Source organism: Bradyrhizobium sp., assembly GCF_047605465.1.
In the GTDB taxonomy this organism is placed as follows: Bacteria; Pseudomonadota; Alphaproteobacteria; order Rhizobiales; family Xanthobacteraceae; genus Bradyrhizobium.
Window position 1 is genome coordinate 23,890 of sequence record NZ_JASGFS010000032.1, and the last position, 26,351, is coordinate 50,240.

28 protein-coding genes and 1 tRNA gene are annotated in these 26,351 nt (G+C 65.1%); 15 read left to right on the forward strand and 14 right to left on the reverse strand.

What is annotated here, in order from left to right; genetic code table 11:
- Nucleotides 1–46: 46 nt before the first annotated feature.
- Together QM712_RS22085 and QM712_RS22090 are read left to right on the forward strand one after the other, a co-directional pair.
- On the forward strand, nt 47–295 hold the full coding sequence (locus QM712_RS22085; protein ID WP_415025259.1) for a hypothetical protein: 249 nt from the start codon (nt 47–49) through the stop codon (nt 293–295).
- Between the two features lie 132 nt (nt 296–427).
- Nucleotides 428–1,141, forward strand: a complete 714-nt coding sequence (locus QM712_RS22090; RefSeq protein ID WP_415025260.1) for a hypothetical protein — start codon at nt 428–430, stop codon at nt 1,139–1,141.
- Nucleotides 1,142–1,249: 108 nt separating this feature from the next.
- Here QM712_RS22090 and QM712_RS22095 read toward each other — a convergent pair whose 3' ends face one another.
- The 3 genes from QM712_RS22095 to QM712_RS22105 form a co-directional block, all read right to left on the reverse strand.
- Entirely contained in the window at nt 1,250–3,964 is a 2,715-nt protein-coding gene (locus QM712_RS22095) for a DUF2235 domain-containing protein (protein ID WP_415025261.1), read from the reverse strand.
- 282 nt (nt 3,965–4,246) lie between these two features.
- On the reverse strand, nt 4,247–4,498 hold the full coding sequence (locus QM712_RS22100) for a GCG_CRPN prefix-to-repeats domain-containing protein (protein WP_415025262.1): 252 nt from the start codon (nt 4,496–4,498) through the stop codon (nt 4,247–4,249).
- A 23-nt stretch (nt 4,499–4,521) separates the two neighbouring features.
- Nucleotides 4,522–4,764 (reverse strand): hypothetical protein, encoded by a 243-nt coding sequence (locus QM712_RS22105; protein WP_415025263.1) that lies wholly within the window; start codon nt 4,762–4,764, stop codon nt 4,522–4,524.
- Between the two features lie 316 nt (nt 4,765–5,080).
- On the opposite strand from QM712_RS22105, the gene QM712_RS22110 reads away from it, so the two are divergent.
- On the forward strand, nt 5,081–6,040 hold the full coding sequence (locus QM712_RS22110; protein ID WP_415025264.1) for an AraC family transcriptional regulator: 960 nt from the start codon (nt 5,081–5,083) through the stop codon (nt 6,038–6,040).
- Between the two features lie 24 nt (nt 6,041–6,064).
- Here the strand turns inward: QM712_RS22110 and QM712_RS22115 are convergent, their stop codons facing one another.
- The 3 genes from QM712_RS22115 to QM712_RS22125 form a co-directional block, all read right to left on the reverse strand.
- Nucleotides 6,065–6,298, reverse strand: coding sequence for a hypothetical protein (locus QM712_RS22115; RefSeq protein WP_415025265.1), 234 nt, complete (start codon nt 6,296–6,298; stop codon nt 6,065–6,067).
- Between the two features lie 85 nt (nt 6,299–6,383).
- Nucleotides 6,384–6,686 (reverse strand): hypothetical protein, encoded by a 303-nt coding sequence (locus QM712_RS22120; protein WP_415025266.1) that lies wholly within the window; start codon nt 6,684–6,686, stop codon nt 6,384–6,386.
- A gap of 188 nt (nt 6,687–6,874) precedes the next feature.
- Nucleotides 6,875–7,501 carry a TetR/AcrR family transcriptional regulator gene (locus QM712_RS22125; protein WP_415025267.1) on the reverse strand — a complete coding sequence of 209 codons (627 nt, stop codon included), beginning with the start codon at nt 7,499–7,501 and terminating at the stop codon, nt 6,875–6,877.
- Between the two features lie 154 nt (nt 7,502–7,655).
- Between QM712_RS22125 and QM712_RS22130 the strand changes: the two genes are divergently transcribed.
- From QM712_RS22130 to QM712_RS22150, 5 genes are read left to right on the forward strand one after another with little or no spacing between them, the layout of a single operon-like run.
- Nucleotides 7,656–8,879, forward strand: coding sequence for an ABC transporter substrate-binding protein (locus QM712_RS22130; protein WP_415025268.1), 1,224 nt, complete (start codon nt 7,656–7,658; stop codon nt 8,877–8,879).
- 1 nt (nt 8,880) lies between these two features.
- Nucleotides 8,881–9,753, forward strand: a complete 873-nt coding sequence (locus QM712_RS22135; RefSeq protein WP_415025269.1) for a branched-chain amino acid ABC transporter permease — start codon at nt 8,881–8,883, stop codon at nt 9,751–9,753.
- Nucleotides 9,750–10,766, forward strand: coding sequence for a branched-chain amino acid ABC transporter permease (locus tag QM712_RS22140; RefSeq protein ID WP_415025270.1), 1,017 nt, complete (start codon nt 9,750–9,752; stop codon nt 10,764–10,766). The genes QM712_RS22135 and QM712_RS22140 overlap by 4 nt, the downstream gene beginning before the upstream one ends.
- Nucleotides 10,763–11,569 carry an ABC transporter ATP-binding protein gene (locus tag QM712_RS22145; RefSeq protein ID WP_415025271.1) on the forward strand — a complete coding sequence of 269 codons (807 nt, stop codon included), beginning with the start codon at nt 10,763–10,765 and terminating at the stop codon, nt 11,567–11,569. The genes QM712_RS22140 and QM712_RS22145 overlap by 4 nt, the downstream gene beginning before the upstream one ends.
- Before the next feature lies 1 nt (nt 11,570).
- Nucleotides 11,571–12,275: an ABC transporter ATP-binding protein gene (locus tag QM712_RS22150; RefSeq protein WP_415025272.1), complete on the forward strand. Its 705-nt coding sequence runs from the start codon at nt 11,571–11,573 to the stop codon at nt 12,273–12,275.
- A gap of 258 nt (nt 12,276–12,533) precedes the next feature.
- Here QM712_RS22150 and QM712_RS22155 read toward each other — a convergent pair whose 3' ends face one another.
- Nucleotides 12,534–13,706, reverse strand: a complete 1,173-nt coding sequence (locus QM712_RS22155; RefSeq protein ID WP_415025273.1) for an acyl-CoA dehydrogenase family protein — start codon at nt 13,704–13,706, stop codon at nt 12,534–12,536.
- Between the two features lie 92 nt (nt 13,707–13,798).
- Between QM712_RS22155 and QM712_RS22160 the strand changes: the two genes are divergently transcribed.
- Nucleotides 13,799–15,478: a long-chain-fatty-acid--CoA ligase gene (locus QM712_RS22160; RefSeq protein ID WP_415025274.1), complete on the forward strand. Its 1,680-nt coding sequence runs from the start codon at nt 13,799–13,801 to the stop codon at nt 15,476–15,478.
- A gap of 46 nt (nt 15,479–15,524) precedes the next feature.
- Here QM712_RS22160 and QM712_RS22165 read toward each other — a convergent pair.
- Nucleotides 15,525–15,609: transfer RNA gene (locus QM712_RS22165), tRNA-Leu, on the reverse strand.
- Nucleotides 15,610–15,766: 157 nt separating this feature from the next.
- Between QM712_RS22165 and QM712_RS22170 the strand changes: the two genes are divergently transcribed.
- Nucleotides 15,767–16,306 (forward strand): disulfide bond formation protein B, encoded by a 540-nt coding sequence (locus QM712_RS22170; RefSeq protein ID WP_415025275.1) that lies wholly within the window; start codon nt 15,767–15,769, stop codon nt 16,304–16,306.
- A 22-nt stretch (nt 16,307–16,328) separates the two neighbouring features.
- On the opposite strand, the gene QM712_RS22175 is transcribed toward QM712_RS22170, so the two are convergent.
- Together QM712_RS22175 and QM712_RS22180 are read right to left on the reverse strand one after the other, a co-directional pair.
- The gene (locus QM712_RS22175) at nt 16,329–17,414 is read right to left on the reverse strand and encodes an AbrB family transcriptional regulator (RefSeq protein ID WP_415025276.1); all 1,086 of its coding nucleotides are present in this window, start codon (nt 17,412–17,414) and stop codon (nt 16,329–16,331) included.
- 103 nt (nt 17,415–17,517) lie between these two features.
- Nucleotides 17,518–17,799: a PsiF family protein gene (locus QM712_RS22180; RefSeq protein WP_415025277.1), complete on the reverse strand. Its 282-nt coding sequence runs from the start codon at nt 17,797–17,799 to the stop codon at nt 17,518–17,520.
- Between the two features lie 190 nt (nt 17,800–17,989).
- On the opposite strand from QM712_RS22180, the gene QM712_RS22185 reads away from it, so the two are divergent.
- Nucleotides 17,990–18,487 carry a hypothetical protein gene (locus tag QM712_RS22185; protein WP_415025278.1) on the forward strand — a complete coding sequence of 166 codons (498 nt, stop codon included), beginning with the start codon at nt 17,990–17,992 and terminating at the stop codon, nt 18,485–18,487.
- 115 nt (nt 18,488–18,602) lie between these two features.
- On the opposite strand, the gene QM712_RS22190 is transcribed toward QM712_RS22185, so the two are convergent.
- On the reverse strand, nt 18,603–19,373 hold the full coding sequence (locus QM712_RS22190) for an outer membrane protein (protein WP_415025279.1): 771 nt from the start codon (nt 19,371–19,373) through the stop codon (nt 18,603–18,605).
- A 911-nt stretch (nt 19,374–20,284) separates the two neighbouring features.
- Here QM712_RS22190 and QM712_RS22195 point away from each other — a divergent pair.
- The 3 genes from QM712_RS22195 (at nt 20,285) to QM712_RS22205 (ending at nt 22,134) form a co-directional block, all read left to right on the forward strand.
- The gene (locus QM712_RS22195; protein ID WP_415025280.1) at nt 20,285–20,668 is read left to right on the forward strand and encodes a CidA/LrgA family protein; all 384 of its coding nucleotides are present in this window, start codon (nt 20,285–20,287) and stop codon (nt 20,666–20,668) included.
- Nucleotides 20,665–21,387: an LrgB family protein gene (locus QM712_RS22200; RefSeq protein ID WP_415025281.1), complete on the forward strand. Its 723-nt coding sequence runs from the start codon at nt 20,665–20,667 to the stop codon at nt 21,385–21,387. Before QM712_RS22195 ends, QM712_RS22200 begins: the two co-directional genes overlap by 4 nt.
- Nucleotides 21,388–21,474: 87 nt before the next feature.
- Nucleotides 21,475–22,134 (forward strand): DsbA family protein, encoded by a 660-nt coding sequence (locus QM712_RS22205; protein ID WP_415025282.1) that lies wholly within the window; start codon nt 21,475–21,477, stop codon nt 22,132–22,134.
- A 103-nt stretch (nt 22,135–22,237) separates the two neighbouring features.
- Here QM712_RS22205 and QM712_RS22210 read toward each other — a convergent pair whose 3' ends face one another.
- From QM712_RS22210 to QM712_RS22220, 3 genes are all read right to left on the reverse strand, one after another.
- On the reverse strand, nt 22,238–22,423 hold the full coding sequence (locus QM712_RS22210) for a hypothetical protein (RefSeq protein ID WP_415025283.1): 186 nt from the start codon (nt 22,421–22,423) through the stop codon (nt 22,238–22,240).
- Nucleotides 22,424–22,504: 81 nt separating this feature from the next.
- The gene (locus tag QM712_RS22215) at nt 22,505–23,575 is read right to left on the reverse strand and encodes a phospholipase (protein WP_415025284.1); all 1,071 of its coding nucleotides are present in this window, start codon (nt 23,573–23,575) and stop codon (nt 22,505–22,507) included.
- A gap of 21 nt (nt 23,576–23,596) precedes the next feature.
- Nucleotides 23,597–24,568 (reverse strand): S1C family serine protease, encoded by a 972-nt coding sequence (locus QM712_RS22220; protein WP_415025285.1) that lies wholly within the window; start codon nt 24,566–24,568, stop codon nt 23,597–23,599.
- Between the two features lie 285 nt (nt 24,569–24,853).
- Between QM712_RS22220 and QM712_RS22225 the strand changes: the two genes are divergently transcribed.
- Nucleotides 24,854–26,272 (forward strand): M20 family metallopeptidase, encoded by a 1,419-nt coding sequence (locus QM712_RS22225; RefSeq protein ID WP_415025286.1) that lies wholly within the window; start codon nt 24,854–24,856, stop codon nt 26,270–26,272.
- The last annotated feature ends 79 nt before the right edge of the window (nt 26,273–26,351 follow it).

Genomic DNA, 26,351 nt, shown 5'->3' on the forward strand with positions numbered 1-26,351 from the left:
CAAGAATTCCCTCGCGGCCGCCAATCGGGGCCGAGAGGGACAGGCGATGGACTTCGAATTTCTCAACTCCAAGACGGCAGCGACCCTGGATGAAATCCGCGTCCGCGTGGCGCATGCGCTGGCGCGTCATCCGCTGTGCCGCGGCGTGCGCTTCGACATCGTCAGCGTTCCCCGCACCCGCCGGGGCGGCAACTGGACCGTGACGCTGCAATCGGTCGAGCCGCGTGCGGTCTGGGAGGCCTCCGAGATCGTCGCCGACATCCAGGACGCCTACGATCTGGCGATAGCTGCCTGATTTCGTTAGGTTTTCCGGGACATGTCGCCGCAGTCCGAGCGATTGCCGCCGCGCTGGCATGGTTAGGCCTTATTTACCGCCCAGTTTCCGGGCAGTGATCACGTGGACTTGAAGTCGGACGCGGAGAGACGTTTGTCCAAAGCCATCACCATCACCGTGCTGACATGCATCCTCGTGCTGGGTGCGGCCACGACCGCCATTCTCGGCCGTGACAGCGTACCCAGCGTCAGCGCGGAGATGATTACCCAGGCACCGCCGCCCAAAGCGCTCGCCGCCAACCGCGCCGCCAAGGCCGACCGCCTGGTCCCGACCCTGGCGCTGGCCTCGGCCGCGATCGACCCGGTGGAAGTGCCGGCCGACCGGCTCGCGCAGGCGCCGGTGCTGACCGAGCCGCTGCGTCAGGCCTTTGCCGCCGCAACCCCGTCCGATTTCCCGATGCCCAAGCCGAGCACGCACGAGGCGCCCGCCGCCGCGGAAGCGCCCGCTGCCGTCGAAGCTCCGGCCAAGCCGAAGGTGGTCGCCAAGCCGCAGCCGCAGAAATCCTATTCGCTGCTCTCCGACGTGCAGATCGCCGGCATCAAGGATCGCCTGAAGCTGTCGTCGTCGCAGGAATATTACTGGCCCTCGGTCGAGTCCGCGCTGCGCAACGTCGTCCGCAAGATCTCGGCCAACAAGCTCTCCAATCCGAACGCGCCGGGCGTTCCGATCGATCCGAATTGCGACGAGGTCCAGCAGTTGAAGTCGGCTGCGATGCCGCTGCTGTTCCAGTTGCGTGACGACCAGAAGGAAGAAGTCCGTAAGCTCGCCCGCATCATCGGGCTGGAGAAGGTCGCGCAGCAGATCTGACGCCGGCCTCCCGCGGCCGCGCCGCGACCGTCACGAAGATCATCCCCGAACGTCATCCGCTTCCATGTCGGAAGCGGACCCCATCGACATCGCACGCCGGTCGCTTGCTCAAGGCGGCGGTGGCGAGGCCGGAATTCGCTGCACCGTGATCCGCGCCGTGCCGCTGTTGTTGGCGTAGAACTGACCCCTCGGCCCCTGCACGGGAACGAGCCAGGACGGCGTGAATCTCCACGGGATCAGCCGCGGGAAGATCTGCACGGCGTCGTTGACGTAGAAGAACAGCTCGCCGGACTCGGGCGCCACGAACTCCGCGACCAGCAGCTCGGACAATCCCTGGCCGCGCCAGAGATCGCGCGCCGCGGGGAGAGCCTCCGGCGGGATCGGCTCGAATGGTCCGAACGAGCGCCAGGCACGCTTCAGCGCGCTGCCCGCATCCTTGAACTCCGCGGAATCGTCGAGACGGATCGGGTAGTTCTTCCCGCTGTTGTCTTCGTAGGCGGGGATCGTCGTGTTGAGATGACGCGGCAGCGCGTCGGCCGGCATCACATTCACGGCCTGCAGCGGCAGGTCGTATGATCCTTTCCTGCCGATGCGCACCACCGGCTGGAACCAGTCCGCCCCGCTCAGGCGCAGCATCGGCACCGCCGAGCGGTGGGTCGCATCCGGCGGGGTCGTGAAGCCGTTCACGCCGGTCATGATGGTGCGGTCGAACCAGGGATCGACCATCTGGATCCAGACGCGGTACTTGCGCCCCTTCTCCGCCGCGAGATGGCTCGCCCAGCAGAAGTCGCTGACGCTGAACAACTCGCCCTGCGGCGCCGCGTTGCCCATGCCGGCCACGACCGGCACGTCGCCGACCGCGCGCGTGGCATCGTTGCTCGCACAGAGGCTGCCGGTGCCCATGCGCCAGTTGAAATAGCTGCGAGACACCAGCAGCAAGCCGGATCCGAATATCGCGAACAGGAAAACGCCGGGCAGCAGCACGTTGGTGAACGCCATGCGCACCGGCCAGGCATGCAGCCGCATCCAGCGTCCGATCGCGAGCGTCCAGCCCGACCTGCTGACCCGGCGCCTGCTGGCAAATCGGTCGGGCCTGTTCCAGGCCAGCCGTGCGCGCTCCTGAATGCTGTCGCGCAGCGCTGCATTCCTATTCCAGGCGACCAGCGCGACAATCACGAGCACGATCGTGAGGAAAGGATAATAGGGCGCGATGTCCAGCCACGGCTTCGCATAGGACGGCAGGAAGTTCGCGATGAGATCGACAAAAGGCTGGGCGACCGGTCCCGCGCCGTTGTCGAAATTCGTGATCCATCCGAGCACGGAGGTGTGTTCGAGCCCGTGGTCCTTCGACGTGCCCACCACCCAGCGCGCGATCCAGGGCCACGCGACCAGGATGCACAGCGAGATCACCAGCGCGAAATAGGCGACGCGGCGCCACCACACGGTGTCGAGCACCTGCCTGGCCATTTCGGCATCGGGCGGGCTCATGGCCGTGAAGGCGTCGGCCTCGGCCGCCTTCTGCCGGTCCCCGGCTCTCGCCGCATAGGCGGACTTCATGGCCTTGCGCGTCTCGTCCTTGGTAAGCGGCAGGACCTCGCCGTCCGGCAGCAGCACCCTGGCGTTCGCCGGCAGCATCAGCGGCGCGTAATTGTCGCATCCGTGCAGCATGCGTTCGACGACGGCAAAGTGAACCACCGGCGGCCCGCCATCCTCCTTGCCGTCACCGATCGGCCGCGGGCCGTAGCGATAGAGCACCCCGGCGCCGCTGCGCGAATCGTGCATCGGCCCGATCGCCGATTGATAGTCGCGAAAATGCGCGATGGTGCCGTCCTGAAAGCGGAGCCGGTCGCCGAGCTGCTCTGCCATCCAGACCAGCGGCACGAACGACAGCGTGCAATCCGGATAGCCGCCGCCGATGTCGGAATGGACGCCCGCGAACCACACCTCCTTGACGACCTGTCCGGCCGGCAGTTTGCGCTGATCGATCCGCAGGGGATGGAAGGTGGTGCGCTCGTCGTCGAGCGCGAGCGCATGGCAGGCCTGCTTCACCTTGTTCGAAAGCCGGTGATTGCGGAAGGAGATCGGCCAGATCGCCCAATCGATGGCGATGCGAAGCTCCTCGACCGGAACGCCGAACGCCTCGACCGTGTCGAACAGCCCGAGGAATTCGATCTTGACGTTCTTGCGGCCATCCATCGCCTCGCGGACTTTCGCGTAGGAGCGATGCCCGAGCAGCAAATGGTAGAGGTAGAGCAGGACGTCGCGAATCCAGCGCGCGAACCAGATCGTCGGCAGGCTCCAGTATCCGACCGAGTGCTTCCGGTACTCGCGCCACGCGGCCATCGTGTTGCGCTGCATTTCGGTATGCGACACCGGCGTCTCGTCGATCACGGCGGGGACGAGACCCTGGCTGGAGATCATCGCCGCCAGCGTGCGCGCGGTGAATGCGCCGCGGCTGAAGCCGAAGATGTAGATCTCGTCGCCGGGGCGCCAGTTCCAGCACAGGAAGCGGTAGAGCTTGCGTACGTTGGCGGGCACGCCGATGCCGGTGGCGCCGTCGAGCGCGGCGAACGGTGCCCAGCCCGCGGTGCCAACGCCCTTGATGTAGTACGCGATCTGGTCGGGCTGGGTGTGGTCGAGCGCCTCGTAGAGCCGCCACACGCTGGATTCCTGGGTGGTGAACGCATTGCCCGTGCCGTCGGCGAACAGCACCAGCTTGCGTCCCCGCGGTGGAGTTGCGGGCGCCGTGTCGGCACGGGTCTCGTTGTGCGGGTTGTCCGCTCCGGCGAGCTCGCTATTCGGCGCGCCATTGTGATGCGGCATGGACCCCCCTCCGACAATTCAGCCGGAGACGCTTTGGGCCCCGTTCGGGTGGCATCTTCCGGATTCAATCAATGATCGCGGCATGAAAATTCGGATGCATTCTGTGCATGATCCCGTTGAGGTTGCAAGCGGGAACGCCCCCTCTCGCCGTGACGTTGCGCGGCGGAATGGCTGCGGGAGATGTGCGGTGTTCGCGTGCCGACCGATGCGGCGCTGGTCCTGAAAAGACGTATCAAATTTGAACCTCTCCCCGGGAAACGGGGAGAGGCCTGCGTTGATGCATTATCTGCCATTGCCGCGGCAGGCGCCGCCGGGGCCGATATGATAGCCGCGTGGACAGGCATGCGCGCCGGGGTTCGCGTAATTCCGCAGACAACCGCCATAGGGGCCGCGGTGCCAGCCGGCACCGCAGCCGCCGGCGACAGCGACGACGTCGCCATTCGCGCTCGCAACGAGCGGCGCAAGCGGCATGGCCTGGACCGAAGTGGTGATCGCGCCGAAAGCGACCGCCGCGGCAAATACGATTCGGATCATGTTCTGGGCTCCGGATGCTTGCGCTAATGGGTGGCGGCGAACTCGATCCCGGCGCGCACCTCGGCGACCGCCTGATCGATCAGACCCATCGCCCGCTCGCGATGGCCGCCCTTGTTCGCCTCGGCCTTGCTGAGCTCGGCACGGGCCGATTGCAGGATCGCGATGGCTTCGTCCATGTGCGGCTGTGCGCCGAGCGCATAGCCGATCGAGAGGCTGGCCGCGATGACGCCACCGAGCACGAGGCTGCGGGGTAGAGAGCTTCGCATGTCGTTTTCTCCTCCAGCGGGCGTCAGGCCGGGGCCGCCCGGTTGCCCGGACGCGGGCAGCAGACAAGGCTCGCGTCCGCCGCCTGCATAGGGCCGGTTCGTGAGAGTCGTCTTGGACTGTCCAGCGTCGTCGGGATTGCGGCTTGGACTGACCGGCGCTGCTTGAATCACCCCGCCGTGCTGATAACTTGCGGCGGGCGGCCCGGCGCAGGCCTGCATCTCCGGCTCGCAAGGTTCGATCGACGTTGCGCGAGCGCGTTAAACGACGCCTCTTCAAAGACTTTTCTCCCGGATATTCTCCTCGAAAGTTCTTTCGATGCCCGTCGTCAGGAAGTCGCTCTCGACCGACTTGCTTCCGCAAGACCTGTCCGACCGGCAGCGATTCATCCGGTTCGCCGAACTGTTCGAGCATTTCTCCAACACCGGCGAGCTCGATCCCGCCTCCGACGTGCCGTTTCGCGCCGCGATGAACTCCATTCATGTCGGCACCACGATGCTCGGGCGTTGTGACGGCAGCTTCGTCACGGTCAGGCGGGAGAAACGCCAGGTGCTCGAAACCGGCGACGATCGTTTCTGCCTCGCGCGCAACACGGGCGATCGTCCTTCGCAGGTGATCCATCGTGGGCGTGAATTCACCATGCGGCCTGGATCGATGGTGCTGCTGCAGCTCGACGAGCCGTTCTTCGTGGCGGATGGCGCCAACCACAAGCGCTTCACCAATGTGCACCTGCCGGTCGACACGTTGCGGGCGATGGTGCCCGATGTCGACGATCTCGTCGGCTGCGAACTCGAGCCGGGTGGGGCGCTGTCGCTTGCGATGGATTACAGCGATCTCCTGCTCCGCCATCCCACCGCCGCCGACCAGGCCGGCATGCTCATTGCCGCGCATCTGCTGGATCTCGCCGCGATCGGGTTGGGGGCGCGCAGCGAGGTCGCCGTCGGGGCGCAGCGCCGGGGTCTGCGGGCCGTGCGGCTCAAGGCCGTGCTGTCGGTTCTGGAGGCGCGCTTCCACGAGCCGGATTTCTCCGCACAGAAGCTTGCCGCCGCCGCAGGCCTCTCCGAGCGCTATGTCAACGAACTCCTGTTCGAGGCCGGGGCGAGCTTCACCACCCGCTTGACCGAGTTGCGCCTCCGCAGGGCCGCGGACCTCCTCACCCATGACGGTGGCCGCATCAGCGACGTCGCGTTTGCCTGCGGGTTCAACGACCTGTCGTATTTCAACCGCTGCTTCCGCCGGCGCTTCGGGCTGACGCCGACGGCGGCGCGGGGCAGGTGAGGCGCTGCGCCCCGCCGGGGGCTCCTACGACGCCTCTTCCCTGGGCGGCGGATATCGCCGCATCAGCATCGACAGCGACAGGTGCCGCTCGTCCTCCGGCAGTTCGATCCAGGCCAGCACCTGCGGCCGTTTCCAGTCGCCGATGCCGAAGTCCATCGCGATCCATTTCTGCGGCTCGGGGCCGTCAAGCCCGCGCACCCAGACGAAGAAGCGCGGGACATCGTCGGCTTCCGTTTCCGTCACGCGTCTCCTGGCCATCAGGCTGCTCGCTGCATCGACATCGGCTCCCGCGGGGCTGAAGGTATGGCCCAGGGCGATGGGAGTCCATGCAGCGCTGCCCTCGCTACTGCCAGAGCCGGCTCTCCGCCACGCGGTTGATGTCGGCGAGCCGCCGGCTGGCATCGGCGCCGAGGTCGAGGCTGCCGACCAGCGCCAGGAGGCGGTGATAGGCCCCATCGGCGACTTCGACCGGCAGCGGGGCTTCATCGAAAGCCTCGACATAACTGCCGACGAGACCGCTCAACAAACGGCACAAGCCGCGCTGCCCGGGATCGTCCCGGCCGAGCGTTTCGAGTTTCTGCTGGAAGTTACGGAAGGTCCGCAGACCGTGGTGCTGCTCTGAGAGCCAAGCGTGCAGGTCGTTCATATGAGCCTCTTCGGTAAGTGAAGAAGCTACCGGCTTATACAGTGTGGATGTGACAATTGCTAGGGGCCGGGAATTGCGCCGGAATGCAGCCGGTCCTGCCGTGGGGTTCGGCGCAGAACCATTGTGCCTTCCCAATAGGGAGGCTTTGGTCGTTGGTTGGCACGGGTCCTTCAGTCGATCCAATTCGCTCAGCGAGCGGAATCCGTTCGCAGGAATCCGGCATTGAGGGTCGAGAACAACGTCTTCCCTTTCTTCACCAGATCATACTTGCGCCCATACAGCAGCCAGACCGCGGTGACCTGGCACATGCCGCCCATCATGAGGGACATGGCGCTGTAGGGATCGAGATTCCTTCGGTAACTGCCTGCGCGCACGGCCTGCTTGACCAGTTGGACGTAGCGCATCGCGTATTTGTCCACGGCGATCTTGATCTGCGGTTCGGATGCAATGACGCTCGGCCAGATCTCGAGAAAGAAGACCCGTCCCCAGCCGGGGTTCTCGGCGATGTACTCGAAATTGGCGTTGAAGATGATCCGGAGCTGCTCGACGGCGTCGACGCCCTTCATGAGCAACGGTTCGGTCTTTTGATAGAGCGCTTCGAAATTGCGTTCGGGCACTTCCAGCACGAGCGCGCGCTTGTCTTCGAAATAGTCGTAGATGCTCGGGAGAGGCACCTTCGCGGCGCCGGCGATATCGGTCAGCGAGGTTCGGTCGATCCCTTTCTCCCCGAACAATTTCGTCGCGGCTGCCAGTATCTGCTCGCGCCGCTCACGGCTGCGTTGCTGCTTCAGTTTGAGTGTCGTTCCGGACGGCAAAGGTTCTCTCCTCGCGATCCGCTGACACTAGGGCAGTGCCGGGCGGAGACCAAGAGCCTGATCAAGATTTCGAAGAATATTCGAAATATCTTGACGGCCGTCCGGAGGCCTGTCAGAACGTCGCCGACGCCCGGAGAGGCGCGGGAGGCAGGTCATGAACGAACACCGTGTATCGCGACGTAATATCCTCAAGTCGGCGGCAGCCATCGCGGCTGGCGTCTATGGCGCGCCCGCGATTTTGCGGCCGTCTTTCGCGGCCGAGGAATTCTCGATCTGCGGCGCGTGGGAAATGACCGCGCCCGGCATCGCCAACACGGCGACGCTCTGCGATCGCGGCTCTAAGCTGGCCGTCGATACGCTCTCGAAGACTCTGGATCTCGCTTGCAGCTATACGACCGTCGACAGCGAGGGCGATCCGGGCAAGGGCGTGCGCAAGGTCGCCGAGCAGGTCAGCCAGCGTAACGCGAAGTTCTTCGTGGGCGGTGCTTCGTCCGCGGTCGCTCTCGCCGTCAGCAAGGAAGTCGGCAAGTCCGGCGGCATCTACGTGACGACCGGCGGCGCGGACGAGTTGACCGGATCGGAGTGCGCGAAATCCACCTTCCGCTGGCCGGTTGCCACCTATGGCGCGGTCGAGGGGACGGTGCGGCCCCTCCGGCAGAAGCTTCCGCAAGCCAAGCGCTGGTTCACCATCACGCCGAAATACGTGTTCGGCGACGCCTTGCTCCGCAACACCCAGCGCGTGCTGGCGGAGACCGGGGCCGAGCATGTCGGCAACGCCTATCACGGGCTGGCCGAGCGGGAATTCTCAGGCTATCTGACCGAGGCGCTGGCGGCCAAGCCCGATGTCCTGTGCCTGCACAGCTTCAGCGGCCAGACCATCGACGTGCTGCGCCAGGCAGCCGAGTTCGGCCTCAAGGAGAAGATGACTATCCTCATCGTCTGGTCGGCGGGACTCGACCAATACCGCGCGATGGGCGCCGATCTGCTCAATGGCGTCTATGTCGGAGCTCAGTACTGGCACGGCATCGATACGCCGGCGAACCGCGAACTCGTTCCGCTGTTCCGCAAGACCTTCAACGCCCCGCCGACCTACTCGGAGATCTCCGGCTACATGCTGTCGCGCCTGATCATGGAAGGCGTGGCCAAGGCGAAGTCGAAGGATCCCGCCAAGGTCATCGCCGCGATGGAGGGCTTGCGCTACGAAGGGCCGACCGGGCCGGAGGAGATCCGCGCCTTCGATCACCAGTGCATCAAGGACTACTATCTGCTGCGCGGCAAGCCGGCCAAGTCGATGGCGGATGCGGACGATTTCCTCGAAATGCTTTCCGCAAGCAAGGCGTTCCAGGATCGCGACAAAGCGGGCTGCACCGCGATCTGAGATGCAGCTCTTCGTATCGCAGATCCTGAACGGCATCGGACTGGGAATGATCTACTTCCTGGTCGCGGTCGGTCTGACGCTCATCTTCGGCGTCATGCGCTTCGTCAACTTTGCGCACGGAGTGTTCTACCTGCTGGGTGCCTATGGCGTGCTGACGCTGTCGGAGCAGGGCGTCGGCTTCGTCGTGGCGATTCTCCTGAGCGTCGTGGCCGTGATGGCCTTTGCCGGGGTGCTGGAACGGGTGGTGCTGTCGCGGGTCTACGACCTGCCGCCCTTCTTCCACATCCTGTCGACGTTCGGGATCACCCTCATGGTCGAGGAAGCGGTCAGGATGATCTGGACTGCAGCGCCGCACCGCGTCCTGATTCCGCCGGTGGTGCGTGGGCTGACCACGTTCGGGCCGTTCTTCTACCCGAACTACCGGATCGTCGTCATCGCGGTTGCGGCCGTTTGCGCGATCTGCCTCTGGCTGTTCCTCGAGCGGACGCGATACGGCGCAACCATACGCGCCGGCTCCGAGCATCGTGAAGTGGTGCGCCTGCTGGGTATCGATATCGCGCGCTTGTTCAGTTTCAATTTCGTGCTCGGCGCGGGGCTCGCGGCATTGGCCGGCGCGCTGGTGTCGCCGATCCGCGGTGTCGATCCGAACATGGGTCTGGAGGCGCTTGCAATCGCGTTCGTTATTTGCGTCGTCGGCGGGCTGGGAAGCTTTCGGGGCGCGCTGGTCGGCGCATTGCTAATCGGAATACTGCAGAGCCTCGCCACGTCGGTGTGGGGCAGCGGTGCGGGCCTTGTCGCTTACCTCGCGATGGCCGCCGTGTTGCTGGTCAGGCCGCAAGGACTGTTTCCCGGGCCCGGTGGGAGCGCGCGATGATGCCAGGTCGTTTGCCCGGTTCCTCCACCCTGATCGTCTACCTCGCTGTCCTGCTGTTGCTGCCGATCGTCGTTCCGTCGGTGCCGCTCGCCACGGAGATCGCGATCATGACGCTGGCGACACTGAGCTGCCATCTGCTCCTTGTCTATGGTCCGCTCCTGTCGTTCGGGCAGGGGGCCTTCTTTGGCATTGGCGCCTATCTCGGCGGGCTCTACGCGATCGGGGTTGGACCGGCAGCGCCATTCGGCGCAGTGATCGCAATTCTGGTCGGTGGTCTCGGTGCGGCCGTCGCGGCCCTGTTGGTCGGCATGGTTGCGCTCCGCAGGATCGCGGGACTTGGCGGACATGGCGCCGGCGGCGTCACGTTCCTGATGCTGACCTTCGCGGTGGCCCAGGTTGCCTATTTCGTCGCATACAACGCCCCGCAACTGACGGGTGGCGAGAACGGGCTGCTGAACATCCCGCGGCTGTCCGCCGGTCTTTCGGCGTCCGATTTCACCCTGACGGATCCGACGCGCTTCTACGTGTTCTGCGCGGTCGTTGTCGGCGTCGTGGTCGTGCTCGTCGATCGCTTCATCAATTCCACCGCCGGTCAGGCTTTCCGGGCCGTCGGAGAGAATGAGCGGCGAGCGTCGGCGATCGGATATGACGTCTTCACCCTTCGCCTGACGCTGTTCGTCGCGGCGGGCGCGATCGCCGGAATCTCCGGGGCACTTTATGCGATGTTTCTGGGGCTCGTGCCGCTCTCGGCGATCGACCTGATACAGAGCGAGCGCATCGTCATCATGACGGCGCTCGGCGGCACCGGTTCGATCCTGGGCGCCATCGTCGGCACGATCTGCTTCGTGCTGGGCTCCGATCTGTTGTCGCGCGTATGGCCGCATTGGCCGTTCGCGCTCGGTGCGGCCATCGTGATCGTCGTTTTCTTCGCGCGCGGTGGTGTGCTTGGCCTCATCGAGAACGTTCTGCGCGCGTTGCGAGGATCGCGCCAGCAGTCGGAAACAGTCGAATGATCGCGCAGGCGCCTGATCAGGTCGGGGAACGGCCGTCGATCTCCGCGCGCGGAGACGCCCAACTCGCCGCGCGGGGGCTCGGCAAATCATTCGGCGGGTTTCGTGCCGTTGACAACGTATCGCTCACGATCGCCCGAAACGAAGTCAAGGCCGTGATCGGACCGAACGGCGCAGGCAAGAGCACGCTGTTCTCCTGCCTGGCGGGGACGCTTCGTCCGAGCGACGGGCAAATCCTGCTCGACGGCGACGACGTGACGTCATTGCCGGTCCATCGCCGGGTGCAGCGCGGCCTCGTCAAATCGTTCCAGACGACATCGATCTTCCAGGCAATGACCGTTGCCGACAATCTCATGACGTCGGTGGCCGCGGTCTGCCGCTGGTCGCTTCGCGACATCTTCGGCTCGCCATGGCGCCGGGCGGACGTCCGCGAGCGCGTGGACCAGGCGATGGAGCTTGTCGGCCTCGACGATCGGCGCAACGTCGTGGCGGCCACGCTTTCCCATGGTGATCAGCGCAAGCTCGAGATCGGCCTCGCGCTGGCTTGCGGCGCGCGCATCCTGCTGCTCGACGAGCCGACCGCCGGAATGGGGATCGACGACGTCAAGGCGTTCTGCGAACTCGTGGAACGTTTGCGCTCCACCTGCGGCATTCTGCTGGTCGAGCACAACATGGACATCGTGCTTCGGGTCAGCGACCGCATCACCGTCCTCGCGCAGGGGCAGACGATCTGCGAGGGAACGCCCGACGAGGTGCGCCGGGACGATGCGGTGCGGAAGGCCTATCTCGGCCGCCGGGAGATCTGAGATGCTCGATGTGGAAGCGCTCGATGCCTATTACGGCAAGAGCCATGTGCTCGAGGCAGTCAGCCTGTCGGTCGGTGGCGGCGAGATCGTCGGCCTGCTCGGACGCAACGGTGCCGGCAAGACGACGGCGCTGCGCTCGTTGGCCGGGCTGGTCCAGACTCGCGCGGCGCGCCTCGCTTTCGACGGCGCGGACATTCGAGGCCTTGCCCCGGACCGGATTTCGCGAGCGGGACTGGTGCTTGTCCCGGACTACCGGGGCGTGCTCGCGGGACTGACCGTCGAGGAGAATCTTCGGATTGCCGCGCGTGCGCGGTCGCCATTCGGCCTGGACGAGGCCTACCAGATGTTTCCGCGCCTCGAGCAGAGGCGCGCCAATTCCGGCGCCGCGCTTTCCGGTGGCGAGCAGCAGATGCTCGCGATCGCGCGCGGTCTGATGTGCGATCCGAAGCTCCTGATGCTGGACGAGCCGACCGAAGGCCTGGCGCCGATCATCGTCGACGAGATCGTCGACGCGCTGAAGCTGATCCGCGACCGCGGCACCGGCCTCTCGGTCCTGATCGTCGATCAGAATCTAGACGTTTGCCTGGCCATCGCGAGCCGGCACTACATTCTCGAGCAGGGCCGCATCGTGCACGCCGCGACGTCGTCTGAATTGAGCGTGGCAACCGAGATCCAGCAACGCTTCCTGGGCGTCGACGCGGCCTGACATGCCGCTATCGATGGTCTAGTCGAAGCAGGGTTGCCTTATCGGCTTGCGGCCATTCCTAGAGACGTCTGCTGCGGCAGGGCGGCGGGACTAGGACTCGCTTCATAACGAGATCATGGACGGACGAGGAGCTACACAAAGCGGGCGTCTCGAGCGCGCGCGGGTCGAGCGCGCTCTTCAATCCGCGACCGCCATAGGCGATAGCCCGGCAATCCGCGGAGCGCCATGTTTTGCGCTCCGCGGCTCTTCCGATGATCGTCAGACCGCCGTGTTGCGGCGCTCATGGGTCCGGAACGTGTTCCGGGCGATGATCTGCCGCATGATTTCCGACGTTCCGTCGAGGATGCGCACGACGCGGGTTTCCCGCCAGATGCGTTCGATCGGCAGATCCTTGGAATATCCGGAACCGCCGAACAATTGCAGCGTGGTATCGGCGATGCGCGACACCATGTCGGCGCCGGTATATTTGGACAAGGCCGCTGCGGCCGTCCGCGCCGCCGCATCACCCTGATCGTAGCGCCACGCGGCTTCATAGGCGACGAGGCGCGCGGCATGCAGCGCGCTCGCCATGTCTGCGATCTGCCACTCGACGCCCTGGTGATCGCGCAGCCGGCGTCCGAACACTTCGCGTTTGGAGACGTGGTCAAGGGCGTATTCGAGGAGCTGACTGGCGGCGCCGACGCAATAGGCGCCCCAATGCGTGCGCCCGGCATCGAGGCAGCGCATCGCGATGGCAAATCCCTCGCCTTCCTGTCCCAGCAGATTGTCGCGGTGAACACGGCAATCCTGGAACAGCAACTCGGAATGTTCCGAGCCGCGGCCGGCCGCCATCTCGACCACGCGGCCGATCGAGAGGCCCGGCGTCTTGGCGTCGACGGCGAAGGCGCAGATGCCCTTCGCGCCGGCGGACGGATCGAGTGTCGCGAACACCGTGAATACGCCCGCGGCGGGAGCGTTGGTGATGTATGTCTTCCGGCCGTCGATCACGTAGTGATCGCCGTCGCGCCGGGCGATGGTCTGGATGCGGGCCGCATCGGAGCCGGCATCCGGCTCCGTCAGGGCAAATGCGCCGATGACGCGGCCGCTCGCCAGTTCGGGCAGCCATTTGTCTCGGATGTCGGGCTTCGCGAAGAATTCGATCGCCTTCGATCCGATGTGAACGTTGACACCACTCAGATAGTAGAAGGCGGTATGAGCCTTTGCCAATTCCTCGATCGCGATGCAGCTGCCGAGCATCGACAGGCCAAGTCCGCCCCACTGCTTCGGCGTGTTGGTGCCGAACAGCCCCATCTTGCGCAAGCCCGCCATCGCGCTCTCCGGCACGTTGCCGGTTTCCTCGATCTGAGCGTCGTGCGGTTGCAACTCCGTGCGCACGAACTCGCGGACGCGGTTCTGCAGCAGGCGGAGATCATCGGGAAGCTCGAACTGCATCGGGTCACCAAAATTCGAATAATCTTCGAAAAACGTTGCGCCGACGCTTTGGCGATGTCAAGATTTAATGGAAGAGTTTTGGAGAAAAGTGGATGTTGGCCGGATTGATGCAGCAGGTGCCGCTCACCTTGAATCTCGTGAGGGAGCGGGTCCTGGATCTCTACCCGAACAAGACCGTGACGACGCGGTTTCGCGGCGGGATGCACGTCATCGCCTATCGCGATCTCCTCGCCCGCGCGGGGCGTCTCGCCAATTTCCTCAGCGAGGCCGGTGTCGGCCGCGGCGCGCGGGTCGCGACGCTTGCGTGGAATTCGCACCGGCATCTCGAATTGTATCTCGCCGTGCCCTGCATGGGCGCGGTGCTGCACACGATCAATGCGCGGCTGCTCGCCCCCGACGTCGCGCGCCTGCTTGCCCACGCCGACGACCAGATCCTGTTCGTGGACTGGTCCATCTGGCGGACCATGGGCCGCGAGATCGAGCTGCCCCCTGCGGTCCGGCATGTCGTGGTCATGGAGGACGAGCCGGTGACGCCGTCCGATCTGGCGATGGCCGCCGGCGTCGCCGGCCATGCCTACGAGCAGGCGATCGGCGGATACGATGCGGCCTTTTCATGGCCTGATCTGGACGAAAACGAAGCCGCGGGCCTCTGCTACACCTCCGGCACCACCGGCGATCCGAAAGGGGTTCTCTACAGCCACCGTTCGACCACGCTTCATACGTTGGCGTGCCTGTTTGCGGACGGCATCGCGATGCGGGAGCGCGACGTTTGCCTGCCTGCCGTCCCGATGTTTCACGCGAATGCCTGGGGCTTTCCTTACGCCGCGCTCATGGCCGGCGCGAGCCTCGCGTTGCCCTGCCGCGAAACTGATCCCGCAAGCCTCATTGAATTGATCGAGACAGCGCAGGTGACGATGGCGACCGCTGTCCCCACCGTCTGGATCGCCTTCCTTGATCATCTCAGGTCGAACCCGGATTCGGCCGATCGCATCGCGTCCTTGAAACGGCTTCCGGTCGGAGGCGCGGCGATCGGAAAGTCCTTCATCGACGATTTCGCGCGCCATGGGATCGAGGTGATGCATTGCTGGGGCATGACCGAAATCTCTCCGCTCGGATTGACCAACGTGGCGCGCTCGGACCTCGACGCACAACAGACCGCCGCCACGCGAAGCGCGCAGGGTCTGCCGATCCCGGGCTGCCGGCTGCGGATCGTCGATGCCGACGGCATTCGCTGTGAGATGGACGGCAGGACACCGGGCGAGTTGCAGATCAGCAGCCCTTGGGCGGCGGCGTCGTACTATGGGGGATTGGATGGCGCGTCGAAACCGTCCGATTCCTTCGTCGCCGACGAAGGGCGCATCTGGCTCAAGACCGGGGACATCGCGACAGTCGATCCGCACGGCTATGTCCGTATCGTGGATCGCGCCAAGGATCTGATCAAGTCGGGCGGAGAATGGATTTCCAGCCAGTCCCTCGAATTGCAGATCATGAGCCGCACGGATGTCCGCGAAGCCGCGGCGATCGCCAGGCCAGATCCGAAATGGCAGGAGCGCCCGGTCATATGCGTCGCGCTTCGCTCCGACACGGAGCAAGATCGAAAGCGCTTCGAGCAGAACTATCGTTCTTATCTCTCTCGCTCGTTTCCGAAATGGCAGATTCCCGAGGATGTCGTGTTCTATGCCGAGCTCCCGAAGGGCAAGACCGGCAAAGTCGACAAGGTCGCGCTGCGGCGCATGATCACCGGCGAGAATGGCCCAGACGATCCGAAATAGTGAGCCAGGGGGGCGGTCTGCTGCGACGTCACTTGACCAGTCAAAATGGTGCCCCTGGCCGGAATCGAACCAGCACTCCTTACGGAACTCGATTTTGAGTCGAGCGCGTCTACCAGTTCCGCCACAGGGGCCCTCGGTCGGCCCTGAAAGCGGAGCGTCGCGAAGCGGGCGGACTATAGCCACGGAACAGACGGGGTCAACCCGCGCCAAAGTGATCCCCGCCGTTCTCGACAGCCGTGTGGGCCGGGGTTAGAGGCTGAGACCGCGACCCATGTGAAAGAGGCTGCCGTGACCACCCAGAGTGCCGCAATGCCCGCGTTCAACCCGGCGACCACCGGCCCCGCGCTGACCGCCTCGCTCGCGGTTACCCTGATCGCGGCGGCGACGATCGCGGGGGCCTGGTTCTTCCAGCTCGTGCTGGAGATACTGCCTTGTCCGCTCTGCCTCGAGCAGCGCTATGCCTATTATCTCGCGATCCCGGTTGGCCTGCTGACCACCCTTGCGGCGAGGGGCAGCGCACCGCGTCCTCTGCTGCTCGCGGGCCTGGCGATCCTCGCGCTCGCGGCGCTCGCCAATGCCGGCCTTGGGGCTTACCACTCCGGCGTCGAATGGGGATTCTGGAAGGGGCCGACCGACTGCTCGGGCCCCGTGGTCAATCTCGGCAGCGCCACCGATCTCCTCTCGCGGCTCGACACCGTCAAGGTGGTCCGCTGCGACGAGGTGCAGTGGCGGTTTCTCGGCCTGTCGCTCGCCGGCTACAACGTGCTGATCTCCCTGCTCATGGCCGCGATCGCGGCCTGGGGATTTGCGGCGACGGCGAAGCGCTGATGCTCACGGCAGCGAGCGCCGCCTAATCGTCCACATCGTCCTGGGTGCGACCGAACAGGTGCACGATACCGGGCGTCGCGATCGTCACGAACACGAAGCGCGACAGATGATGGGCGCCGACGAAGATCGGGTCGATGTGCAGCGTCAGGGCGAGTGCCAGCATGGCGTCCATCGCGCCCGGCGCGAAGGCGACGACGACGTCTGAAAACTTCACCTGCGTCGTCAGCGCCACGAGCGCCACGAAGATCGCGGAAACGGCGATCGCGACCGCGAACGAGCCCAGCGCCGCATTGATATGGCCGGCCAGTGTCTTGATCCGCATCCGCGCGAAGCGGCTCCCGATCAGCGCCCCGATGCCGACAAGCGCGACGCCGCGTACCCAGTTCGGCAGGCCACCCTCGACCCATCCGGCGCCGTGCAGTACACTGGAGGCGATCATCGCGCCGAACATCCAGCTTGCCGGAAACTTGACCAGCCGCAGGAGCAGCGACGCCGCCAGGGAGACGACAGCCAGCAACAGTAGGTCGAGCGGCGAGGCAATGGCCGTCGTCAGCGACGGTGCGACGGACGGGGCGACGCCGGCGAACGCCAGCACCAGCGGCAGGGCCGCGGTGAGGATGATGACGCGCATGGTCTGCACCACCGCGATCCCCGGCAGATCGGCGCCGCGTTCGACCGCCAGGATCGTGATCTGCGACAGCGCGCCGGGGCTGCCGGCGAGAAAGGCCGACGTGCGGTCCCAGCCATGAATGCGCTGGAGGTAATAGCTCGAGCCGAAGGTCGAGCAGAACGTCGCGAGCGCCAACAGGCCGATGGTCAGCGGATAGGCACTGACCTGCTGGATCAGGTGGCGTGAGACGACCGACCCCAGCGAAATGCCGAGCAGCACCAGCACCGTCTGGGTCAGGATCGGGGGGACCGAAAGCTGGCGTCCGGCGATGGCGGCGATTCCGACCGCGATCATCGATCCCGAGATCAACCCGCCGGGCAGGCCCGCAACCAGAAATACCAGGCCGCCGGCGGAGCCGATGACGAGTGTCTCCACCGTGCTCAAGACCTTGGCACGGCTCGGCCATTCGAACGGTAGGGAGGCGGTGATTTGCTTCACGCCGCCTTATCGCAAATCGGCGAAAGGCGCACAATTGCGGCCATGTCATGCCGCAATGCGCGCGCCTTTCGCCAATGCCTCGGGACGGCCGATTGTGACGGATTTACTTCTTGTCGGCAGCGGCGGGGGCGGCGCCGGTGCTGCCGGCCTTCGCGGTCTTGATGCACTCAGAGCGGAATTTCTTGCGCTCCTTGCCGTGCAGGCCCTTGGCGTCGGCCTGCTTCGAGCATTCGAGGGATTCGGCCGAATGCTCCTTCGGAGCCTTCTTGTCGGTGGTGGTGGCGGTATCGGTCTTGGCCGCCGGCGCGGCGGTCTGCGCGAAAGCGGTGCCGGTTGCGAGTACGGAGGCGAGAACGACGACGGCGAGGCGCGAGGCGAGGGTCATGGCGTTTGCACTCTTGGTTGCAAGTTTGCGAGGGGCGCGAACGTCGGCCTGCGTTGCTGAACGCAACATGAATAATCCGAGACGGGAGATCACTATATTTTGGGCGGTGACGGCGCCGCCTCCTTGTCGCAAGCCGCGGGCTCGCTAGGATAGCAATCCTCGTTTCGCTTTTCCCTCAGGGAGACCAAGGATGACCATTCAATCAAAATTGTTGTGTGCTGTTGCGGTGACGGGATTTACTGCGCTGGCGGCGAGCGCTCCGGCGCAGGCGCTGACCACGCAGGAGTGCAGTGCGAAATACCAGGCCGCCAAGAAGGACGGCTCGCTCGGCACCATGAAATGGAACGACTTCCGCAAGGCCCAGTGCGGCGCCGATGCAACGCCTGCCGCAGCGTCGACCGCGGCTGCTCCGGCCGCGCCCCCTGCCGCCGAGCCGAAGGCTGCCGCGAAGAAGGAGGCGGCTCCCGCTGCCGCCCCGGCACCGACCCTGCCGGTCGGCAACGCCGTCTTCCCGAACGCGGTCGATCCGAAATACGCCAAGGAGACCGCCGGCAAGGCCCGCCTCCACACCTGCGTCGACCAGTACAATGCCAACAAGACCACCAACGGCAACGGCGGTCTGAAGTGGATCGAGAAGGGCGGCGGCTACTACAGCGAATGCAACAAGAAGCTCAAGGGCGCCGCCTGAGACCTGAATCGACACGATGGCCGGAGCACAGCTCCGGCCATTTCGTTTGGTGCGCGCGTACCGATAGGTCTTCGCCTGCCGCTCGGCTCCGGCCGGACGTCAGGCAGCGTGCTTCCTAGTAGCGGCCGGCGCCGGTGCCGCCGAAGTGGTAATCGATCCGCGCTGTAACGAGGTCGATATCCTGGCTGATGTCCTCGTTTCGGGTGTTGACGCCGAGGTTGCCCGGCGCGACGCCGGTGAACGCGCTGTTGTTGGTCCCCATGAAGAGATGGTCGTATTCGAGACCGACGGACCAATTCGGCGCAAAGCCGTAGGCGAAGCCGACGCCGACCGCGCCGCCCCATCGCGTATCGTTGGCCGAGCTCAATTCATTTCCGGTCAGGTTCGAAATGCTGGAATAGCGGTTGTCCGTCACCGCCGCGCCGCCCTTCACATAGAGTAGCGCGTTATTCCAGGCGTAACCGACCTGGCCGGTGAACAAGCCGTATGCGTCGACCTTGCTCTGGTTGGTGATGTTGGGAAACACGAGGCTCTGATTGGATCCGGAGAAGTCGGCCCAGTTGCCTTGCGCTTCGAGGCCGAACACCCACGAGGCCGCCTGCCAGCGATAGCCGATTTGACCACCGACCGTGCCGCCCGAGCCGGTGCCGCAGCCCTCGGCCGCGCTCGGGGTCACCGCGGTGCCGAAAAAGCTCGTGTTGCTCCAGCAGTTTCGATTCCATCCCCCGCCGCCATCGAGACCTACGTAGAATCCACTCCAGTCATACGCAGGCGAAGCCATCGGCGGGGCCTTCGTCGGCATGTATGTGCGCGCAGGCAGATCAGCCGCAAGCGCCGGCCCACCGATCGCGGCGAGACCAGCAACACCGAGAAACAGTCTCTTCATGTTCGAATCCCCTATCCATTGAGTGTCGACACGCGTGAGCTTAGGGAGATCTTCGCCGATGTATCGTGAAATTCCGGCAAGCTCGATGAACGCAAAATTTGCCATCGCTTTTCCTTGGCATTCAGATCGCTGCTCATTTCGGTCCGACGCCTGCGCGTCGTCAGTCCGCTGTCAGGATTGAGTTGCCGAACACGAGAGTTTGATATGTCGCCGGCACCGCCGATGACGCTTGCGCGCTGTGTTTTGCGCATTTGCGAAGACGTCGCGATCGACCTCTCCGGAAACGCTGTGAAACGAAGGGCGTGATGTTCCTGATGAGGCAGCCAAGCTGTGGGGGTGTGGCCGAGATGGCCTCGGTGTCTCCCAGGCTCGCACCTTCGCTCCTGTCGTCACGCTTGAATGGGACGGCTTCGCGTCTTGGCCGGTGCTCGCTATGCCTGTCGCAGAAAAGGGGCCGCTGCCTGGAGCCGCGGCCCCTCCCGGGTTGCAACGAATGCGGACTGAAATGCTTTATTTCGCCCGGAAACCGCAGCGTACCGCCGAAAGTGTAGGAAGGATCTATTTATATTATTTCGGCTGGTGTCTGCTCGGCGCCGACGTCGACCCGACGCTCAGCCACGACGCGGATGTGACGTCGTCGCATCGCAACGCGCTGCGATGAGCCTGCGGCCGCTCTCCTTGCATCCGTTCACTTGGTGTCAACGACGCGGTGCTTCTGCACCGACGAGCGCAGACTCAACGACCAGCAGCTCTTCGGCGGATTGCGCCGTGAGCCGCAGTCGCTTCCAAACCCCATTCGACGCCGCCGATGGCGCAGCGCTCCCGCATGGTGATCGCGCACGAGCCGCGCAAATCTCACGCGTGGTGTAGCGATTGACAAGGCGGCCATCGCATTCCTTGATGCGGTCGTCATGCTCGCAAGTCTCGGTCTCATCCTGCTCTGTCAATTGATCGGCGAAGCCGTCGTGCGCAGTCTCGGCCTGCCTTTGCCGGGACCCGTGCTCGGCCTGTTGTTGCTGTTGCTCCTGCTGCTCTCGCGCGACCGCGTTGCCCTCCTCGCGTGCGGGCCGCTGCGAAATGACGGTGTGGAGACCGCGAGCAAGGGCCTGCTTGCCCATCTGTCGCTCCTGTTCGTGCCCGCCGGCGTCGGCGTCGTCCAGAAGCTCGATCTGCTCGCATCCCATGGCCTTGCGATCGTCCTGGTGCTCGCGCTCTCGGTGGTCGTCACCCTGCTCGTGACGGTCCTCACCTTCCGCCTCGTCAGCCGCCTGTTGCGGCAGCAGGACGCGAGATGAAGGACAATCCGTTCTCGCTGTGGGTCTATCTCTCGCAGTCGCCGCTGCTCTGGCTGACGGTGACGCTCCTCGTCTATGCAGCGACGGACGCGGTGTCGCTGGCGACCCGGCGTCATCCGCTGGCCAATCCCGTACTCCATGCCATGTGGATCATCGGCGCGTTCCTGCTCGTGACTGGGACCTCCTACACGACTTATTTCGCCGGCGCGCAGTTCGTGCACTTCCTGCTGGGACCCGCGACCGTCGCGCTCGCGGTGCCGCTTTACGAGAATCGCGCACGCGTGGCCGCCTCCGTCGTGCCGATGCTGGCGGCACTGGCCGCCGGTTCGGTTACGGCGGTGGTGTCGGTCGTGTTGCTGGCCGAACTCGCCGGCCTGCCGCGCGACGTGGTGCTGTCGCTGGCGCCGAAATCGGTCACGGCCGGCGTTGCCATGGGCATCAGCGAATCCCTGAACGCCGATCCATCGCTGACGGCGGTCGCCGTCATCCTGACCGGCATCATGGGGGCGATCATCGTCACGCCTTTGATGGACCGCACCGGCATCACCGATTTCCGGGCGCGCGGTTTTGCCGCCGGTCTCGCGGCGCACGGCATCGGGACCGCCCGCGCGTTCCAGGTCGATGAGATTGCCGGCGTGTTTTCCGGCATCGCCATGAGCCTGAACGCCTTGGTGACCTCCTTCCTGGTGCCCCTGGTGATCACGCTGCTGGTGCGATGACATTGCGGCCGCGACGCTCTATATGAGGCGTAACAATTCCCGGTTCCGAACCGTATTTGCGGCGATGGGACCGAAACAGGACAAGATATGACCGGATTCAGGAATAGGGGCTTCGTGCCGACGCGTCGTGCGGCTTTGACGCTGATCGGGGCGGGCGCCCTCGCGATGGGTGGGACCACCCTTGCGCGCGCGGCCGTCGACGATGAGGAGGTGCTGACCGAAGCCAAGGTGCTCCGCGATCCGGATACGCCGGTTGCCGGCAATCCCGACGGCAACATCAGCATCGTCGAATGGTCGGACTACAATTGCCCCTATTGCCGCAAACTCGAGCCTGAACTGCGCCAGGTCATTCAGGACGATGGCAAGGTGCGGCTGGTCCTGAAGGATTGGCCGATCCTCGGGCCGGTTTCGGTCACGGCGGCGCGGATCGCCCTCGCGGCGAAATTCCAGGACAAATATCATCCGGCCCATGACGCCATGATGGGCGTCAGTTCGCGTCTGACCGAACCCCGCATCAACGAGCTGCTTGCCGCGGCCGGCGTCGACATGGACCGCCTGAAGCGCGACCTAGGGGATCATGCCAAGGACATCGACGCCATCCTCAAGCGCAACAACGAGCAGGCCGAAGCCTTCGGCTTCCGCGGCACGCCGGCCTTCATCGTCGGCAAGTATCGCGTTCCCGGCGTGCTCAGCATGAAGGAGTTCGAGCAGGTCATCGCCGATGCCCGCAAGGCCAAGATGAACTGAGGCCGGCCGGCTTCATCATGCCAACACAAAGGCGCCGCCGCGGACCCGCGACGGCGCCTTGTTCATGGTTGGTGTATCGCGGCTACTTCGACGAGATACGGACTCAGTCCTTGTGCGCGCGGTCGCGCAGCAGGTCCCAATCGGCCTTCGCGACATCCCAGTTCACGATGGTACGATTGGTGGTCGCGACCTCGCCGTTGGCGACCGACGAGGTCTGCATGGAGTCATAGACGTAGACGCCGCATGCGAGCAGCAGCGCGCCCAGGATCATTCCGAAAAAAGTCTGCATGGCGAACCTCCGGTGACGGCAGATAACGTCGGGCCGAATTGATGGTTCCGCGACCCTTCGGCGCAGACAGTGTCGGCCGGTTCATCCACCGTTCAGCCAGGACAGCAGCTCCGCGTTGATCTCGCGCGGATAGGTATGGCTGAGATCGTCGATCTCGCGATAGGTCACGGCCGCGCCCGCAGCCGAGAGCGCGGCCTGGGTCTGGCGCGCGGTCTGCACCGGAAACATCCAGTCGAGCTTGCCGTGGGTGATGAAGATCGGCAGGCCCTGCATGCGCGTGGCATCCGCCATCTCGGCCATCAGCGGATGAAAGGTCGCCGAGACCGGCGCAAGGTGGGTGAACGGCGAGGCGCCGTCGAGGCCAGTGACGTAGCAGAAGGTGCCGCCGTCGCTCATGCCCGTCAACAGCAGGCGCGAGGCGTCGACGGTCCAGCGGCTGCGGACCGTCTCGAGGATGCGCATCAGGTTGGGCGTGTCGCCGTCATCGCCCATCAGCGCCCAGGTCGGTCCGGTCGCAGTCGGCGCCACCAGGATCGCGCCCAGGCTGCGGGCATCACGCAGCCAGCTCCACAGGAAGCCGCGGCCGTTGCCGCTGCCGCCGTGCAGCGCCATCACCAGCGGCATGGCTCGGTCCGGAGTGTAATATTCGGGGACATAGACGGAGAAGCCGCCGCGGCTGCCGGGTTCGTTGTGATCGTGGAAGATGCCGGTGTGCTCACCGGCGCCCGTCTCCAGTTGCGCGAGCAGGGCGTCATTCTCGCGATTTGCGGTGTTGAGGAAGAAGCTGCTTACCGGCGGAAACTGGACGGCCAGCGGATAAAGTGCCTCCATCGCGCGCGGTGTGTGGCGCAGCGCGCGGAAGACGGCGACGAGATCGCCATTGCCGCGCTCGACCTCGCGGATGCCGGCAAAGGCCGCGAGAGTCTCGTCGCAGGCGCGATCAAGCCGTTCGCGGAGCCCGGCAAACTGCTCCGGCCAGTTACCGATCGCCGCGCGCGCTGTCCGCAGCATCTCGTCCGGTGCACCGATGGCATTCATCACGGAGGCGAAGGCCGGCGGATGCAAATGCCGCTGAAAGAAGCCGAGCGCTTCCAGCGCGTTCAGCAGCGGCGGCAGTACGGCCACGATGTCGTCGACCACAGCCTCGCTCATCGCGCTTCCTTGAGCTTGGGATCAGTGCAGCTTCGGCGCCTTCAGCAGCTTGAAGCGATCGGTCGAGGTCACCGTGACGTCGAAGGTGACGCCCTCATGATGCACGGTCAGCGGCACGTCGACGCCGGCGGCGCCGAGCGCCCACATCTTCTTGTAGAAGCCGGTCTGGCTCGTGACCTTCTCGCCGTCGACGGCGAGGATGACGTCGCCGGTCTTCAACTCGGCGCGCGCGGCGGGACCGTTGGCGGAGATTCCGATCACGACGACGCGGTTGTCGATCTCGGTCGAATAGAGCCCGAGCCACGGCCGCGCGGGCTTGTTGACGCGGCCGAATTTGCGCAGATCGTCCAGGACCGGCTTCAACAGATCGATCGGCACGATCATGTTGACGTGCTCGGCCTTGCCGTCGCGTTCGCGTTCGAGCTGCAGCGAGCCGATGCCGATCAACTCACCGCGCTCGTTGAGCAGTGCGGTGCCGCCCCAGTTCGGGTGCGCGGGATAGGTGAACACGGCTTCGTCGAGCAGATATTCCCAATAGCCGGCGAACTCCTGCTTGGCCACGATCTGGCTCGCGACCGATCGCGTGCGGCCGCCGGCGCCGCCGACCACGACGCGGTCGCCGATCCGGGTTTCCGCCGAGATGCCGAGCGGCAGCGGTTCGACGTCGAGCTGGCCGAGTGCCTGCACCAGACCAAAGCCGGTGACGGAATCGAAGCCCAGCGCATGCCCCTCCACCACGCGCCCGTCGGCGAGGTGCAGCCATACCGATTCCGCTTCGGTGATGAGATAGCCGATGGTAAGCACCAGTCCGTTGTCGATTACGACGCCGTTGCCGGCACGTTCGGTGCCCAGCGTCTCGGCGCTGAAGGCATCAGGCGGAACGATCGCATGCAGGCCGACGACGGACGCGAGCGCGCGGTCGAGATCGAAGCCGTAGTCGCTCGCACGCGGCTGGTTGGCCGGCGGCACTCTCCATTCGGTCAAAGCGGGCATGGAGTTCTCCTGATCTGCGAGCGCCCTACGCCGCGACGAGGTCATCGCGCACGAAGCATGCGCAATCTAAGCCGGGGGCGGCTGTCTTGAAAGACTTGACCCCCAACTATTCCGGACGCCTTACGTGGAATTTCCGGAGATGACAGGAACTGCCGTTCGATATCGGCGGAAGGTCGTCGACCCGGCCCCGCCCGCATGGCTGATGTCCAACCAGCCGCTGGTTGTCCCCGCGTGAAGCTGCTAACCATTCCCGCTTCGTTTGACCAAGAGATCATGGATCGAAACATGGACAACCGCAGCGACATCTGGCGTGGCATCGACACGATCAAGGCACGTTTCATCGACCTCAGCGACAAGGTCTGGGGCATGCCCGAGGTCTGCTACACCGAGGCGCGGTCGTCGGCGGAGCACCTCGCCGAGTTGCGTCACCAGGGTTTCCGGATCACCGAGAACGTCGCGGGCATCCCGACCGCGCTGATGGGCGAATGGGGCGAGGGCGGTCCGCTCATCGCCTTCATGGGCGAATATGACGCGCTGCCGGGGCTCAGCCAGGAGGCCGGCGTCGCCGAGCATCGCCCGGTCGAGAACGGGGGGCACGGCCATGGCTGCGGTCACAACCTGCTCGGCTCGGCGGCGCTGCTCGCCGCGACCGCGGTCAAGGACTGGCTCGCCGAGAACAAGGTGCCCGGCCGTGTGCGCTATTACGGTTGTCCGGCGGAAGAAGGTGGCGCCGCCAAGGCCTTCATGGTGCGTTCCGGCGCGTTCGAGGATGCCGACATCGCCATCACCTGGCACCCGCACAGCTTCTGGGAAGTGGCGGTGACGCCGTCGCTCGCGAATACCCGCGCCGATTTCATCTTCACCGGCCGCACCTCGCACGCGGCCGCCTCGCCGCATCTCGGTCGTTCTGCGCTCGACGCGGTGGAGCTAATGAATGTCGGCGTGAACTACATGCGCGAGCACATGCCGAGCGACGCCCGCGTGCATTATGCGCTGCTCGACACCGGCGGCATCGCGCCCAACGTGGTGCAGGCCCACGCGCGCGTGCGCTATTCCATTCGTGCCCGCGATCTGCCCGGCATGACCGAACTGGTCGAGCGCGTCAGCAAGATCGCGCAGGGCGCGGCGCTGATGACCGAGACCAAGGTCGAGATGAAGATCATCTCCGCGGTCTCGAACATTCTGCCGAACGCGCCGCTCGAGCACGCGTTGCATCGTGTCATGGAAGAGCTTGGGCCGCCGCATTTCGACGACGCGGACAAGAGCTTTGCCAGTCAGATCCGCGCGACCCTGAGCGACAAGGATATTTCGTCGGTCTACTACGCGATCGGCATGGACCCGACCGACCGGCCGCTCGCCGACTTCCTGGTCCCGCTCGATGCCAAGCGCAATCCGCTGATCGGCTCGACCGACGTGGGTGATGTGAGCTGGGTGGTGCCGACCGTGCAGGTCCACGCCCCGACGGTCGCGATCGGAACGCCGTTCCATACCTGGCAGGTGGTGGCGCAGGGCAAGAGCGGTCACGCTCACAAGGCCATGGTGCAGGCGGCCAAGGCGATGGCCGGCCTCGGTATCAAGGCGTTGACGGATCCGGAGCTGATCAAGGCCGCGAAGGCGGACCTCAAGAAGCGAACGGCGAAGACACCCTATGTCTGCCCGCTGCCGGACAACGTCGCGCCGCCGCTCACTATGTCCGTGGCGTAGAATTCCGCCTCGATACTTCGTCTGATGCTGCGAACAAATTTTCCGCAGTGCAAAAGGGATTTCTGCGCGTTTTGACGCA